This window comes from Halorientalis brevis, from assembly GCF_023077655.1.
Genome location: NZ_JALLGV010000007.1, coordinates 169233 through 184466, shown reverse-complemented (window position 1 = coordinate 184466; position 15234 = coordinate 169233). Strand labels below are relative to the sequence as shown.

Genomic DNA, 15234 nt, shown 5'->3' with positions numbered 1-15234 from the left:
TCCCCTGCGTGAGAGTGATCTCACTTTCCTCTCGCCTCCGATACCACTCCGTCACACCAGCGTATCGGGTGCCCACGTTCGCGTTCCGCCGGCGCACTGCCCGGATGGTTGCATGTGCAGGCGACACGGGCATGAGTCTCCGGGCCGGCGAACTGAAGGCAAATGGCGGAGACGCCCGATAGCAACGACGACGGCTCGTCGTCGCGCCGCCGATTTCTCGCTGCCGCGGGTGCCGTGGGATCGGCTGTCGGCACTGCCGGCTGCACGCTCGGTGGCGCGACCGACAGTAGCGGGACGGTCGTCCAGCTGGCCGCGTCCTCGGACGAGAAATCCATCCAGCCCGCATTGAACGAAACCCTCCACGCAGTGGGCGTACCCGACGACGTCACCCTCGAAGTGCTGGGCACGTCCTCGGACATCGCCCGCTCGCAGTTCTCCCAGTGGCTCTCGGCCGGCCTCGACCAGCCGTCGCTGCTGCGGATGGACAGCGGGTGGACCATCCCCTTCATCTTGCGCGACCAGGTGACCAACCTGAGCCGCGAACTCCCGGACGTGGCCAGTCGCGTCGAGGCGGACTACTTCGACGCCAGCGTCGCGACGGCGACCGGCCCCGACGGCGACCTCTACGGGGTTCCGCTGTTCTCCGATTTCGGCCTCATGCTCTACCGGAAAGACCTCGTCCGCGAGGCTGGCTACGACCCCAGCGGCTGGGCGACCGATCCCATCTCGTGGAATCGGTTCGCCGAGGTCGTCGCTGACGCGCAGGCCCAGACCGGGACGGACTACGGGTTCACGTTCCAGGCGCGCGTGTACGAAGGCCTGTCCTGCTGTACGTTCACCGAGTTTATGGGATCGTGGGGCGGGTCGTACTTCGGTCCCCGAAAGTACCTGTTCGGACCGGTCGGCGAGCGGCCGGTCACGGTCGACGAGGACCCGGTCGTCCGCGCCAATCGGATGATCCGGTCGTTCGTCCATGGGTCCGACGCCGCGAACACGTTCGACGGACTCCCCGGGGGAATCAGCCCCAACGCCGTCTTCTCCTGGTCGGAAGGCCCGTCGCTTTCCCCGTTCGCCAACGGCCGGGCGATCGCCCACCGGAACTGGCCGTTCGCGGTCATGGCGACGGGAGGCGAGGACGCCTTCGACGACCGCCTCGGCGTGATGCCGATTCCCTACGGCGTCGGGGAGTCGAACGCGTCCGTCGCCGGCATGGGCGGGTCCGTCTCGGCGCTGGGCGGCTGGCACGTCACGCTCAATCCCAACGCGAAGCATCCGGAGGCCGCGAAGGCGGTGGTGCGAGCGATGACCACTGACGAGTTCAACCGCACCTATCTCGAAGAACTCGGCTACGTCCCGCCGAAGCCGGGGCTGCTCGATTCGAAGGCGGTCAAACAGACGCCGGTCATGGGGCGGTACGTGGACACGATCCGGTACGCCGGCGAGCACGCGCTCCCGCGCCCCGTCACTGTGGCCTGGCCGATGGAGTCCCCGCGCATCGCCCAGCAGGTGAGCGCGGCGTTCACCGGCGAGAAGGCGCCTGGATCTGCCATGGGTGACCTCGCGGGACTCCTCCGGGAGATCGAGACGAGTACTGCCCAATCCACCTAGTTATGGCAACAGAGACCGAGACCACTGACCGAACCCGCGAGCGGCCAACTGGCGTGTCGGCGGCCGCGACCAGATGGATCGAGAACCTGAGCGAGACGCAGTTCGCTTACCTCCTGTTGACGCCGATGCTCCTCGTCCTGGGCCTCATCGCCTTCTGGCCCCTCCTGCGGACGTTCACCATGTCGCTGCACGCCGACCGGCTGTACGGCGCCCAGCAGCTCGGGCAGTTCATCGGGTTCGACCACTACGTCGCCCTCCTGACCGGCGAGATCGACGCCCAGCTCACCCGGCCATTCTTCGACCTCTCCCAGCCGTTCACGAGCGCACTCACCGTGACGCTCATCTTCACCGTCGTGAGCGTGCTGTTCGAGACCCTCATCGGGTTCGGCCAGGCGCTCGTCCTGGACCGTGACTTCGCGGGCCGGCGCTGGGTCCGCGTCGCGATCATCCTCCCCTGGGCGGTCCCGATCGTCATCCAGGGGATGATCTTCTACCTGCTCTTCCAGCCCGGCATCGGGTTCCTGGTCGAACCGCTGCAGAACCTGGGAATCTTCTCGGCGACGCCCACGGTCAACAGCGTCGACGCACTGCTCATCGTCGTCGTCGCCGACGTCTGGAAGACCTCCGCGTTCATGGCGCTGATCATCCTCGCCGGCCTCCAGAGCGTCGACCGCAGCCTCTACGACGTGGCCCGCGTCGAAGGGGCCTCGACGATCCAGCGGTTCACGTACGTGACGCTGCCGCTCGTCCTGCCAGCCGTCCTCGTGGCGATGCTGTTCCGGACCATCGCGGCCATGCGCGTGTTCGGTCTCATCGAGACGGTGACGAGCTGTTCGACGGTTCCGTCGCTCTCCTGTCTGGTCGTCTCGACGTTCAGCGCCCGCCAGTACGGCACGGCGGCGGCCATCGCGTTCGTCACCGCGGTCATCATCGGTCTGTTCGTGACGATCTACATCGTCTTCTACGCCGACACCGAGGAGGGCGGTCTCTGATGGCGACCGATCAGGGTCCCTACGAGCGCTGGGTGTCGAGCGCCATCCAGAACCCCCAGAAGGTGTACCGCGCACTGTTCGTCGTCGTCACCGTCTTCTTCCTGTTTACCACCTTGTTCCCCTTCTACTGGCTGCTGGTGCTGGCGCTGACGCCCGCCGACCGGCTCGCGGACGTGGGGCTGGCCCCGAACGGGTTCAACCCCGAGGCGTTCCTGACGGTGTTTCAAACCGTTCCGTTCCACTGGTACATGTTCAACAGCCTCGTGTTGGGGCTGCTGACGACGCTCGTCGTCCTCGTGCTCGCGAGCCTCGCCGGCTACGTGTTCGGCCGCCTGGAGTTCCCGGGGCGGACGCCGCTGATGCTGCTCGTGCTGGCCATCTCGTATTTCCCGCCGGCGGCGTTCCTGCTGCCGCTGTTCCGGCTGTTCACCGGGAACGTGACCGTCCTCACCCTGCCCGGCGTCGGTCAGATCCAGAGTCCGATGCTGTTCAACACGCCCGGGGCGCTCGTGTTGCCCTACAGCGCCCTGTTCATGCCCCTCTCGATTTTCATCCTCGCAACCTTTTACCGACAGATCCCCGACGGGCTGGAGAAGGCTGCCAGGGTGGAGGGGACGACCCGACTCGGCGCGCTCTTCCGGGTGATCATGCCGCTGTCGGCTCCCGGCGTCGCCACTGCGGGCGTGTTGACGTTCATCTCCGTCTACAACGAGTTCTTCTTCGCGTTCCTGCTGACCGACGGCCAGGCCCGGAACTGGGCGCCCATCGTCTGGGGCATCCTCGGGTTCCAGGGCCAGTACGCCGACCTCTACAACCTGATGGCGGCCGCGAGCATCATCGGCGTCCTGCCGGTGGCGATCCTCGTGGTCGTCGCCCAGGAGAAGATCGTCAGCGGCCTCACCGCTGGCGCGTTAAAGGAGTGATTTCAATGGGAGACGTCAAGCTAGAACACCTGTACAAACGCTACGACGACGTGACGGCGGTCGAGGACGTGTCGCTCGCGATCGAAGACGGCGAGTTCGTCACGCTCGTCGGCCCCTCGGGCTGTGGGAAATCGACCACCCTGGAGATGATCGCCGGCCTGGAGACGCCCAGCGAGGGCCGCGTCTCGATCGCCGGCGAGGACGTGACCGACCTCCCGCCGAAGGACCGCCGGCTCTCGATGGTGTTCCAGAACATCGCGCTGTTCCCGCACATGGACGTCCGGGACAACGTCAGCTTCGGGCTCCGACTGCGGGACTTCGACGACGAGGAGATCGACCGCCGCGTCGAGCAGGCCGCCGAGACGGTCCAGATGGACGGCATGTTAGACCGGATGCCCGACGAACTCTCCGGGGGGCAGCGCCAGCGCATCGCCATCGCCCGCGCCATCGTCCGCGAACCCGAAGTGTTCCTGATGGACGAACCGCTCGCGAACCTCGACGCGAAACTGCGCGTCCACATGCGGACGGAACTCCAGCGCCTCCACCGCGAACTCGGGACGACTATCGTCTACGTCACCCACGACCAGGAGGAGGCGATGACGATGTCGAATCGGTTGGCCGTGATGAACGAGGGCGAGGTCCAGCAGTTCGCCGATCCGCTGACCTGTTACTACGAGCCGACCAACGAGTTCGTCGCCGGCTTCATCGGCTCGCCCAGCATGAACTTCATCGACGCCGAGGTGACCGAGTCGGGCGTCGACACGGCGCACTTCACGATCGACCTCGACCCGGACGCGTTCGGCCTCGCGCCCGGACAGGCCGTCAGGCTGGGCATCCGTCCGGAGGACGTCGTCCTCTCGGACAGCGACGAGCGCGTCGACGACCCCACCGAGTCCATCGTCGCCACGATCGACGTGGTCGAACCCGTCGGCGACGAGGTGTTCGTCTATCTGCTGCTCGGCGGAGAGTACGTGGGGCAGGTCGGGGAAGGCCGGGCCGACGAGGTCGACGAGGCCGACCAGCTCCTGATGAGCACGCCGCCCGTGCCCGAACTTTCCGGCGGTCCCGAGGGGGACCGAACCCGAGTACGACTGGACCGGTCGGCTATCCACCTGTTCGACGCCGACTCCGGCGAAGCGCTCGTCCACGGCGTGACAACGGCTGTGGCTCCCGACACGGGAACGCAAGAGGCCGCGTCCGAGACGCAGGGGTCAGACGAGGTACGGGAGGCCGACGACGCCTCCCGGTAACGGCTCACTCGACGCCGACCGTCTTCTCCAGGGTTTGGACCGCCTCGACGGGCGTCTCGACTGATTCGACGCTCGGGACGTCGTGCGTGTCCAGTCCGACGACGGGGCGGCCGAAATCCAGCGCGTGGCCGATTTCCGAGAGCGTCCCCGTCGAGCCGTCGATGGCGACGGTAGCGTCGCCGTTCAGCACCACCACGACGTTCCGGGCGTTGCCCATGTCGGTCGCGATCGCCGTCTCGACGTAGTCGTTGGCCGCCTCGCGATCCGGTCCCGGGAGGATTCCGATGGTGTGCCCGCCCGCGTCCCGTGCCCCCTCGCAGACGGCTTCCATCACGCCGCCGAGCCCGCCACAGACGACAGTGTGGCCGCGCTCGCCGAGTTCCCGGCCGAGGGCGACGGCCGTCCGGTACGTCTCGTCGGTGACCGACCCGCCGCCGATGACGCTCACGCGCATTCCTCGCTACCACTCCATCCCGCCGTTGGCCGCGAGGATCTGGCCCGTCATGTAACTCGAGTCCTCGCTGGCGACGAACCGGACGATGCCCGCGATGTCGTCGACCGTCGCGAACCGGTTGAGCGGGATGCGGTCGAGGATCTTCTGCTGGACGCGCTCGGGCACCTCTTCGAGCATGTCGGTCTTGACGAAGCCCGGGGCGACGCAGTTGGCCGTCGACCCCGTACTCGCCAGCTCCAGCGCGATCGTGCGGGTGAACCCGAACAGTCCCGACTTGGTCGTCGCGTAGTTGGCCTGGCCGTAGTTGCCCTGCTGGCCGACGACCGAGGAGATGTTGATGAGTCGCCCCTCCTCGGCCGCCTTGATGTCGTCGAACAGGCAGTGCGTGCAGTTGAACACGCCGCCGAGGTTCACCTTGATGACCCTGTCCCAGTCCTCTCTGGTCATGTTCTCGAACGTCTTGTCGATGGTGATGCCGGCGTTGTTCACCAGCACGTCGACCGACCCGAAGGCGTCGCGGACCTCCTCGCACATCGCCTCGACCTGGTCGTAGTCCGCGACGTCCCCCTGGACCGCGATCGCCTCGCCGCCCTCACTTTCTATCTGGGCGACGGCCTCTCTGGCTTCCGCGTCCGAGGACCGGTAGTTGACGGCCACGCTCGCTCCGTGACGGCCGAGTTCCTCCGCGATGCCGCGGCCGATCCCACGCGATCCACCGGTGACCACGCAGGTCTGATCGGAAAGCATACCTACCTGTTCAGCCGCTGGCGGGAAAAGGATATCTGCGGATCGAACACGCCGCTCCGATTATGTTGCCTTCGTGGGAAATGACGTTTTCACCGTCGGAGACTCTCTCAGCTGGGGCCGTGGCGGGTGCCTGCCGGACCCGTCTCACGCGAGCTGGTCGAGCCAGTCCTGGGCTCGCGATTCCGACACCTCTGCGACCTCGGCGACGGTTGCGGCGTCGGCCGCGGCGAGGTCGGTCGTCGTCTCGATGCCGGCGTCGCGCAGGCGCTCGGCGTAGGTCGGGCCGATCCCGTCGACGCTCTCGACGTCGGCCGTGCCGTCGCCGGTCAGCGTCGCCTGCTCGTCTGCGTTGTCGACCTGGCTGGTCTCCTCGGCGTCGATGACGTCCCCGCCGGCCGAACCGTCGCCGCCGTCGGTGGCGTCGTCGATCTCGATCTCGGCGGCTTCCTCCTCGTCGAGTTCGTCCGCGGCCTCGCTCCGCTCGTGGAACCAGTCACACACCTCGGGCCACACGTCCTTGTGGGACGATCCCGACACCGAGAGCCCGATGTGACCGGTCGGGTACTCGATGATCTCGACGTCGTCCGTGCCGACCACGTCGTTGAACGGTTTCGAGGCGGCGGCGGGGATGAGGTGGTCGTACTCGCCGATGATCTGGAGGATCGGCATGTCGATGTTCTCGACGTCGACCCGCTTCCCGTCGAGTTCGAGTTCGTTCTCGTAGAGCGCGTTGCGCTGGTAGATGTCCCGGAGGAACTGCTCGTAGGCCTTCCCCGCGACGTCGACGCCCTCGTCGAGCCAGCGCTCCATGCGCGCGAAGTTCTCGACGAAGTCCTCGTTCTCGATGTTGTCGTACAGGCGGATGTACTTCGAGACGAAGTTGTTGACTGGGTCCATCAGCGCGAACCCGACGTCTAACATCTCCGCGGGCATGTTCCCGAACGCCTGGGTGACGTCCTCGGGATCGTAGTACTCGTCGCTGCCCCACTCTTCGAGCACCCCGCCGGTGTCCTCGAAGTAGAGGCCGGCGGCCATCAGCGCCAGCGCGTTGACCTTCTCGGGGTGGAGCGCGGCGTACATCGCCGACATGGTGCCGCCCATGCAGTAGCCGAGGACGTTGATGCTCTCCCGGTCGGCGCGGTCGGCGACTTCCTCGACGCAGTTGTGGATGTAGCGGTTGACGTAGTCGTCGAGCGTGAGGAACTGGTCCATCCGCGACGGTTCGTTCCACTTGATGAGGTAGACGTCGTGGCCGGCTTCGAGCAGGCGGCGCACGACCGAGCGCTCGGGCTGGAGATCGAGGATGTACGGCCGGTTGATCAGCGCGTACACGACGAGGATCGGCACGTCGCACTTGTCTTCCTCGGCCACCTCGATGCCTGCTTCCTCGGGCTTGTAGTGGAGCAGTTCCAGCTTGTTCTCCGTGTAGACGACCTCGCTGGGCGTCTGTCCGACGTCGATGTCCGCGAGCGGGCCGGCCCGCTCCGGCGCGACTTCGGCCTTCTCGACGCCCTCGGTCATCGCCTCGATGCCCTTCCGCTGGACGTCGAGCGCGGCTTGCAGGGGGTTCATCATAGTTCCTCGATGATCCGGTCGAGTTTCTGCTCGACCGCGTGCTGACGGCGTTCCAGTTCGACCAGGCGTTCACCGACCTCCATCACGTCGTCACGGGTCGGCAGCCCCATCTGCTGGATGGTGTCCTGCGTGATGTCGTCGGCCTCGTCCTGCATGTCCATCATGGCCTCGACGAGCTGGCCGTTCGCGGCGGCGAACGCGGAGGTGCCCATGACCTCCTTGAACGCCTCGTTTGCCGACTGCAGCCAGATGTCCCGGATCTCCGTGGGCTCGACGTCCTCGCCCTGGGCGGCGTCGGTGGTCCGCTCGAACATCTTGTCGGCGGCGTCCATCCAGACCTCGTAGGCGCGGTTGTACCCCTCGAAGCCCTCGGCCAGTTCCTCTTCCTCCGGCAGCGAGCCCTCGACGGCGTCGGCCCAGGACTCCATGAAGGCCGCCTGGGCCTTCATGTTCTGCTCGACCGAGTCCGCGACTGCGTCGTTCATCTGCTCGACCATCTCGCTCCAGTCCTCCATCGCGTCGTTGGTTGTATCGCTCATGGGTGGGTTGTCTCCTATTGCGAAAATAAAAAGTTAAGCTACTTGAAGTCCGCGCTACGCTTCGATCTGCTCTTGGGCCTGCTGCTGGACTTCCTGGACCTGGTCCTGGACCTGCTCGACCTGTTCCTGGACCTGTTCGATCTGCTCTTCCATCTGCTCTGCGGCCTCGAGGGACTGCCCTTCGAGGTCCTCGTGGGCGTCGAGCACCATCTCGATCTGCTCGTTCATCGCCTCGACGTAGTCCTCGGTCAGCTCGTCGTAGGCGTCGAGCCCTTCGGAGTACTCGTCCGAGAGGTTCTCGAACAGTTCGGCGTGGTTCTCGAGCAGGAGGTCGAACTGCTCGTCGATGGCGTTGCGGACTTCTTCGACGGAGCCGGCGGCGCCGGGCACCGTGCTCTCGACGGTGTCGAGGTAGCTGTGGATGGCCGACTGGGAGAGTTCGACGCCGCGGCGCTGGGCGGACTCCTGGCTGTCGAGGCTGTCGAGGAACGCCTCGTTGACGTTGTGCTGGAACTCGACGGTCTGCTCGAAGGCCTGCTGGCTCTGCTTGATCGCTGCGCGCTGCATCTCGAAGGTCGTGGTGATGGGTGCTGTGTATTCCATGGTTTCACTCGTTGCGGTTACGTTTGACCGGGATCACGACGGTCTGGACGATGTCCCCTTCCTCGATGTCGAGCGCTTCGCGCTCCGCATCGGGAATGCTGATGCGACCCCCGCTCTGGACGCGAGTCTTGAACGTCGCCATCTGACTCATCGCACCCAACTGAGGGACCCCCACACCGGAGGTACTGGCCCCGAGCAACTGCTGGATGAACTCCTGCTGTTGCTCCATGGCCTGTTCGCTCGCCTGCTGAAGTCCCTTCATCATCGATGGGGGCCACATCAGCCCGTCCGGACTGTCGCTCTCGTCGGTCATCTCTTCACTCCGTCCTACACCAGCTGACACCATAAGCGTTATCATTCTCACCACTCGTTACCATTCAATGGAAGCAGATGGTACGAACTGATTACTTCGGGGCTTTCGCTCCGGTCCGCGCGCGGGCAAACGATACTTCGAATGTCCCTTCTGTGGGCTGGAGACGGCCGCAGACGGCTGCAGCGTCGGCTGAACCACCACGTTTTAATATAGCAATCTCCAAAGGAGGGTGTCAATGAGCTCCAATCCGCACCGGAGCGCGCTGCTTGATACCTGGACCCAGACGTCATCGCACGTCTTCAACAGTGTCATGGCCGCCAACCGGGCGGCCTTCGCGGCCTTCGGCGTTCCATCGCAGGACGACGGGGCAGCGCTCACCGCACGCGATCGCATCGAACCCGACGAAGACCTGGCCGAGTGGTCGGTCGAACTCAGCGAAGACGACCGGACCGAGCTGGGCGTCGGTGACCGCGTCGAGTTCACCAAGACCATCACCGACGAGGACGTCAAGTCCTTCGCGGCCGCCAGCGGTGACACCAACCCGCTCCACCTCGACGACGAGTACGCCGAAAAGACCCGCTTCCGCGGGCGAATCGCCCACGGGACGCTCGTCGGCGGCCTCATCAGCGCCGCGCTCGCCCGCCTCCCCGGGCTCGTGGTCTACCTCTCGCAGGATCTGGAGTTCCACAACCCGGTCCGCATCGGCGACCGCGTCACCGCCGACTGTGAGATCGTCGAGGACCTCGGGAACAAGCAGTTCCGCCTGACCACCCAGGTCAAAGACGAGGACGAAACCGTCATCGACGGCGAAGCCGTCGTCCTCATCGACGAGAAGCCGGACTGATCGGGTCCACGAGCCGCGCGCTCGCGTTCGCTGACGTTTTTGCTGCCTGCGCGTCCGGAGCCCCCGGACTCGCGCACCATCTGATAGCTGGTCGACGGCCGTCGACCGTTTACCGCCCTTAGCTCGCCAGAAACTCGGTGAGAACGCTGTTGAACCGCTCGGGGCGTTCGCGAGGCGGCCAGTGGCCGCAGTCCTCGAAGACGTGCAGTTCGCTGTCGGCCAGTTTCGTGGCCGCCCGCTCTGACCACGACGTCGGCAAGAGCGTGTCGTCGTCCCCGTGTACCAGGAGCGTTGGCGCGTTCAACTCGGTCAGTTCGTCGAGGTAGCACGTTCTGAACCCGTACGAGCGGAACTCGCTGCGCTGCCAGCTGCGCAGCGTCCGGCCGTTGTCCGGGTCCTGCAGGACCTCGTGGATCTCTTCGACGAACGCCTCGGAGGCGCTGGTCACGTACCCGCGGAGGGTGTCCCGAACGGTCCCCTCGTTGACGCCCATCGTCTGCCAGAGGACCGTGCTCGCGACCGGCACCCGCAGTCCCATCGCCGCCATCGGCCGCCAGGGCGCGTCGGTGCCGAGCCCGTAGCTGTCGACGAGTGCGAGCCGGTCGACGTCGTTCTCCAGGGCGTACCCCAGCGCGACACAGCCTCCCATCGAGATGCCCGCCAGGCTCACCGTCTCCAGGCCGAGTTCCGTCAGCAACGCCTCCAGCGTCTCGATGTAGTACTCCGTGGTGTACCGGCGACGCGGCTTGTCGCTCTCGCCGTGGCCGGGGAGGTCCGGGGCGATGACGCGATGCGTCTCGGCCAGTTCCGGGATGGCGTGTTTCCAGGAAATCGCGGCGGCGTCGAGGCCGATCCCGTGGAGCAACACGACCGGTGGCCCCTCGCCGGCGTCCAGATACCGGATCGTCGTCTCGTTCGCTCGGCGTCGCCGGCTTCCTGTCGTGACCGTGATTTCCCGGGAGTCACTGCGGGGAGGCACCATTCGGCCGCGACTACTCAGTCCGCAGTCAAGGACTTTCGGGCCCGTACGTACGGTCGTTCGCCGTGTCACTCGGCGCTGTTTTCGTCCGTTTCGTATGCACCCGCCGCCGCCAGTTTCCCTCGTTCGCGGACGATGCTCGGGGTGCGACACCGCCCGTCCGCACCGGCCGCCTGCGGGACGGTGCAGTTGTTACAGCTCCGGCAGAGCGCGTCCTCGCCGGCGAGCAGCCGCGCGCCCAGCCGCGGCTCCGCGTAGAACGGTCGCCCCATCCCCACGAGGTCGGCTGCCTGGCGGGCTGGCCCGTCGCCCAGCAGCCGGTCACACTGCTCGCGCGTCCGGACGCCCCCTTCACAGAAGATCGCCACGTCGCCGTGCCCCTCGGCGTGGAGCCGTTCCCGGACGCGCCGGCAGAACCGTGCGTTCCAGCCCGGCTCTCGTCGAAAGCGCTGGGCCTGCAGCCAGTTCAGCGTCGCCACCGCGCGGGCGCGAAGTCGTCCCCCGAACGCCGCGCGGTAGTCCGCCTGCATGTCCTCGGCCGCCCAGGCCCGGTCCGGGAAGGCCCCGCGGACGAGGCTCATGTCCCAGACGACCGAACACTCGACGGGAACCAGGCCGTCGAACCCCGCGTCGGCGAGTCGGCTGGCGACGGCCACCCCGTCCGCGAGCGAGAGGTGTCGGCGGACGGTCGGCGGCGCCGCGGTCTCCGCGGGGACCTTCGTCACGAGGGGCACGCCGCCGACGCGGTCGCGGATCTCGTCGTGAACCAGTTCGAGAAAGCGGACGCCGTCGGCGAACTCGTCGTCGCGTCGGTTGTAGAACGGCGAGAGAAACTGCTGGATGATGCCCATGTTCGCCCCGGCGAGGTGGACGCCGTCGTACCCCGCCTCGACCGCGCGCTCGGCGGCACGGCCGAAGTCACGCGCCAGGTCGTACACTTCGTCGGTCGCGAGGACGCGCGGCGTCAGGTCGATGAAGCCTGCCCGGTCGAGCAGCCGGAGTTGCCAGGGCGGCCGCGAGACGGCCAGCTGTTCGAGGTCGGGGTGACGGTCGCGGTACTGTGCGTGCCACGTCTCCATGCTCCGCAGCCCGCCCTCCTCCAGCTGCACGAAGATGTGGCCGCCCTGGTCGTGGACGGCGTCGGTCAGCGCGCCGAGGGACCCGACGAACGCGGGGTCGTGGACCCGGGTCATGTTCGGGGCCGCACAGCCACCTTCGCCTCGAACGAGGGTCGCGCCCTGGTGAATGCAGCCGACGCCGCTCTCGGCTGCCGGCGTCAGTTCGTCGACGAGGCGGTCGACGGCGTCGGGGCCGTTGCCCGCGCATTCGAGGAGGGGCGCGCGGTACAGCCGGTTCCGGAACTCGACGCCGCCGACGGACACGGGGTCGTCGAGGGTCGCCATGGCTCTCGGTCTCTCGGCCACCGAGTAAGACCTGTCGGGAGTCGGAACCGACTGGCGGGCCGCGCTGGCGGGTCGCGCTCTACCTGTCGACGGTGAGCAGCGCGACGCGCTCGCGGACCAGGGTCGGGAGGTCGGCGCTCGTCGCCGCCGTCTCCCGGTCGCCCACGTCGAAGAACGACCGAACGCGCTCCTCGTCGTAGGATCCGAGGGTGTCGGCCGGCGCGAGTTCCTCGCGGACCGCCGCGGCGGCCCCGGCCTCGTCGTCGCCGTGGACGACGACCACCACCGGCGACTCGCCGGTCGAGACGCCCATCTCCAGCGCCTGGTTGATCTGGCGGCGACCGGCCGCGTACAGCAGGATCTCGACGGCGTGCTCGTTCGCGATGGCCTCACCGCGGGCGCGAGCGCGGTCCGCCAGCTCGACCGCTCGTTCGAGGTGTGCCCGGTCGACGACGTAGCGGGCGTCGAACGCCTGGACCGCACAGCCGTACGTCTCGCCGATCTCGCCCAATCGCGCGACGAACGCGTCGAGGTCGTCGACCGTCGCCCGGCCTTCGACGACCTCCATCAGAAATCACCCAGGCTCGACTGGTCATCCGGGCTCTGGTCGTCCGCCTCGGTCTCGCTCTGCTCCGTCCCGGCGTCGACGCCGTCGATCTCGGCCGGCTCGACGCCGTCCATCGAGGGGTCCTGGCGACCCGCGTTTTCGAGGACGGTCTCGGCGGTCTTCTCGCGGCCGCGGAGCGCCCCGAGGACGACCGACTTGTCGGCCTCCCGGAGGTCCGCGCGAGTGCGGATGCCGGCGTCGTACAGCCGCCGCGCCCGCTTGCGCCCGACGTTGCGCACGCCCGCGAGGTCGACCAGTTCGGCGCTCACGCCGTGTTCGACGCGCGTTCTGGCCTCGCGGATGGCGGGCACGCAGTCCAGGCCGAGTTCGCTGGCCAGCGACTCGGCCGCGCCGAGCAGCCACTGGGCGGTGTCGACCTTGCCGCGGATGTCGCCCGGGCCGACCCCGTAGCGATCGGTGATCTCGCTCTCGTCGACTTCGCTGGCCCAGTCTTCGAGCAGCCGCGCCGTCTTGAGCGCCGACAGCCAGTCGTCGAACCGCTCCTCGCGCTCGTGGGGCGTCCGGCCGAGCAACTCGTCTTCTCGCTCGTAGGCGAGTTGGGTGTACTCCTCCTCGTCGCCCGACCGCAGGTACAGTTCGTACATGTCCGGCGTGCGCGCGACGAGATGGTACAGCCCCAGCGCGCCCGGCGGCCCGCGGTCGGCGTCCGACTCCTCGTTCGCGGCGAGTTCGCTGGCCGTCGTGAACCCGACGGCGTCGTCCTCCTGGCGGCTGGACCGCGTGGTCGTGCCCCCGCGCTCCCAGTCCCGCAGCCCGTCGATGATCTCGGCGGCGCTCATCGGGTCAAGGTACAGGCGCGAGACGGTGTGTCCCAGTCCTGTGGCCTGGAGCTGGTCGCCGTCCCGTTGCAGGAAGTCGTTCACCTCCAGGTAGTCTAACATCCGGTCGGTCACTCGTTCGAGTTCGCTCCGGTCGGCGTTCTGGGAGGCGTGGAGGGTGCGTTCGAGGAACTCGAGGAGGCCCTCGCGGGAACTCGCGAAGCCCGACGCGACGGTCGCCAGCAGGTGCGTCCGGAGCGCCGGCTCGGCCGCCAGCTTCGACCGAACGGGCTCGGGGTCGGCCCAGACGTACCGCTCGAACAGCTCGTCGAGTTCGTCGTGGCTGTTGGCGATGAGGACCGCCTCGCCGTATGGGTCCAGTCCCGGGCGCCCGGCCCGTCCCATCATCTGGTGGACTTCCAGCACCGAGAGGGGTTGCATTCCCCCGACGGTGCCGTCGTAGCGCCGCCAGTCCCGGACGACGACTCTCCGGGAGGGCGTGTTCACCCCGGCGGCGAGGGTGGGCGTCGCGGACACGACTTTCAGCAGGCGGTCGCGGAACGCCTCCTCGACGAGCGCGCGATGCTGGCTGGCACAGCCGGCGTGGTGGAACGCCGCGCCCTGCTCGACGGCGTCGGCCAGATCGTCGCTCGTCTCCGTGTCGCTGACCTCGCGGATCTCGTCGGCGACGTCCTGGAGGCGCTGGCGTTCCTCGCTGTCGAGGAACTCCGAGGTGGTCTGCGTGAGTCGGCGGGCCGCGGCCTCGGCGTTCCGGCGGGAGTTGACGAACACGAGCGTCGAGCCGTCGTCGGCGAGCGTGTCCCGGACGATCGCGGCCGTCTCGTCCTCGCTGTTCCTGACTTCGAGGCGCTGCTGGCTCCCGTCTTCTAAGTGGAGCGCCTGGCCGAAGTGGACGCCCTTCTGGAGCTCGATGGGACGCCAGTTCGAGTCGACGAGTTCGGCGTCGAGCCAGTCGGCGAGTTCGTCGGCGTTGCCGATCGTCGCCGAGAGCGCGACGGTCTGGAGGTCGGGGTTGAGCTGGCGGAGCTTCGCCATGGTGACCTCCAGCGTCGGGCCGCGCTGGCCGTCGTCGACGAGGTGGACCTCGTCCGTCACGACACAGGACAGATCGTCGAGCCAGGGGGCGTCGTTGCGAACGAGCGAGTCCACCTTCTCGCTCGTGGCGACGATGACGTCCGAATCTGCGAGCCACTCCCCGTCGGACTGGTAGTTGCCGGTCGAGACGCCCACGTCGACGCCGTACTGCTCGAACTGCTCGAACTCCTCGCTCTTCTCGGAGGCCAGCGCCCGGAGCGGGACGATGTAGAGGGCTTTCCCGTCCTCGGCGACCCGCGAGAGCATGGCGAGTTCGGCGACGAGCGTCTTCCCGCTGGCGGTCGGCACGCTGGCGACGAGGTTCTCGCCGGTGGTGACCCCCGCCTCCACGGCCTCGGCCTGTGGGGGATAGAGTTCGGCGATCCCCGCGTCCTGTAAGTGCGCGGGCAACCAGTCCGGAATCCCCGGAATCTCCGCAACGTCCATTACGATGTCCTTAACGAGTCCCCGGATTTAAACCTCCGTCTCGCGCCCACCGCGGGCTCCCGGGTCTTCTCACTCT

Annotated in this window: 15 protein-coding genes; 5 read left to right on the top strand and 10 right to left on the bottom strand. The window is 67.4% G+C overall.

Annotated elements, in window-relative coordinates; all coding sequences use genetic code 11:
* Positions 1-162 precede the first annotated feature (162 nt).
* Genes MU553_RS16430 through MU553_RS16415 form a run of 4 tightly spaced genes read left to right on the top strand, consistent with a single transcriptional unit; the run spans position 163 to position 4773 of the window.
* A complete protein-coding gene (locus tag MU553_RS16430) occupies positions 163-1608 on the top strand; it encodes an extracellular solute-binding protein (protein WP_247379434.1) in 1446 nt (481 codons plus the stop codon).
* Between the two features lie 2 nt (positions 1609-1610).
* Positions 1611-2600: a carbohydrate ABC transporter permease gene (locus MU553_RS16425; protein ID WP_247379432.1), complete on the top strand. Its 990-nt coding sequence runs from the start codon at positions 1611-1613 to the stop codon at positions 2598-2600.
* The gene (locus tag MU553_RS16420; protein ID WP_247379430.1) at positions 2600-3523 is read left to right on the top strand and encodes a carbohydrate ABC transporter permease; all 924 of its coding nucleotides are present in this window, start codon (positions 2600-2602) and stop codon (positions 3521-3523) included. Before MU553_RS16425 ends, MU553_RS16420 begins: the two co-directional genes overlap by 1 nt.
* Positions 3524-3528: 5 nt before the next feature.
* Positions 3529-4773, top strand: coding sequence for an ABC transporter ATP-binding protein (locus MU553_RS16415; protein WP_247379428.1), 1245 nt, complete (start codon positions 3529-3531; stop codon positions 4771-4773).
* A 4-nt stretch (positions 4774-4777) separates the two neighbouring features.
* Here MU553_RS16415 and MU553_RS16410 read toward each other — a convergent pair whose 3' ends face one another.
* The 6 genes from MU553_RS16410 to MU553_RS16385 all read right to left on the bottom strand — a co-directional run bounded on the left by MU553_RS16410 (position 4778) and on the right by MU553_RS16385 (position 9004).
* A complete protein-coding gene (locus MU553_RS16410; RefSeq protein ID WP_247379426.1) occupies positions 4778-5227 on the bottom strand; it encodes a TIGR00725 family protein in 450 nt (149 codons plus the stop codon).
* 6 nt (positions 5228-5233) lie between these two features.
* Entirely contained in the window at positions 5234-5974 is a 741-nt protein-coding gene (gene fabG, locus MU553_RS16405) for a 3-oxoacyl-ACP reductase FabG (protein ID WP_247379423.1), read from the bottom strand.
* Positions 5975-6118: 144 nt separating this feature from the next.
* Positions 6119-7549, bottom strand: coding sequence for a class III poly(R)-hydroxyalkanoic acid synthase subunit PhaC (gene phaC / locus MU553_RS16400; RefSeq protein WP_247379421.1), 1431 nt, complete (start codon positions 7547-7549; stop codon positions 6119-6121).
* Entirely contained in the window at positions 7546-8088 is a 543-nt protein-coding gene (locus MU553_RS16395) for a poly(R)-hydroxyalkanoic acid synthase subunit PhaE (protein ID WP_247379418.1), read from the bottom strand. The genes phaC and MU553_RS16395 overlap by 4 nt, the downstream gene beginning before the upstream one ends.
* Positions 8089-8142: 54 nt before the next feature.
* A complete protein-coding gene (locus tag MU553_RS16390) occupies positions 8143-8691 on the bottom strand; it encodes a hypothetical protein (RefSeq protein WP_247379416.1) in 549 nt (182 codons plus the stop codon).
* Positions 8692-8695: 4 nt separating this feature from the next.
* Positions 8696-9004 (bottom strand): AbrB/MazE/SpoVT family DNA-binding domain-containing protein, encoded by a 309-nt coding sequence (locus MU553_RS16385; protein WP_247379414.1) that lies wholly within the window; start codon positions 9002-9004, stop codon positions 8696-8698.
* A gap of 235 nt (positions 9005-9239) precedes the next feature.
* On the opposite strand from MU553_RS16385, the gene MU553_RS16380 reads away from it, so the two are divergent.
* The gene (locus MU553_RS16380) at positions 9240-9848 is read left to right on the top strand and encodes a MaoC family dehydratase (RefSeq protein WP_247379412.1); all 609 of its coding nucleotides are present in this window, start codon (positions 9240-9242) and stop codon (positions 9846-9848) included.
* A 118-nt stretch (positions 9849-9966) separates the two neighbouring features.
* Here the strand turns inward: MU553_RS16380 and MU553_RS16375 are convergent, their stop codons facing one another.
* The 4 genes from MU553_RS16375 to MU553_RS16360 all read right to left on the bottom strand — a co-directional run bounded on the left by MU553_RS16375 (position 9967) and on the right by MU553_RS16360 (position 15158).
* Entirely contained in the window at positions 9967-10830 is an 864-nt protein-coding gene (locus MU553_RS16375; RefSeq protein WP_247379410.1) for an alpha/beta fold hydrolase, read from the bottom strand.
* Positions 10831-10895: 65 nt separating this feature from the next.
* Entirely contained in the window at positions 10896-12230 is a 1335-nt protein-coding gene (locus MU553_RS16370) for an oxidoreductase (RefSeq protein WP_247379408.1), read from the bottom strand.
* Positions 12231-12309: 79 nt separating this feature from the next.
* Positions 12310-12798, bottom strand: coding sequence for a KEOPS complex subunit Cgi121 (cgi121, locus tag MU553_RS16365; protein ID WP_247379406.1), 489 nt, complete (start codon positions 12796-12798; stop codon positions 12310-12312).
* Entirely contained in the window at positions 12798-15158 is a 2361-nt protein-coding gene (locus tag MU553_RS16360) for an ATP-dependent DNA helicase (protein WP_247379404.1), read from the bottom strand. The genes cgi121 and MU553_RS16360 overlap by 1 nt, the downstream gene beginning before the upstream one ends.
* Positions 15159-15234 lie beyond the last annotated feature (76 nt).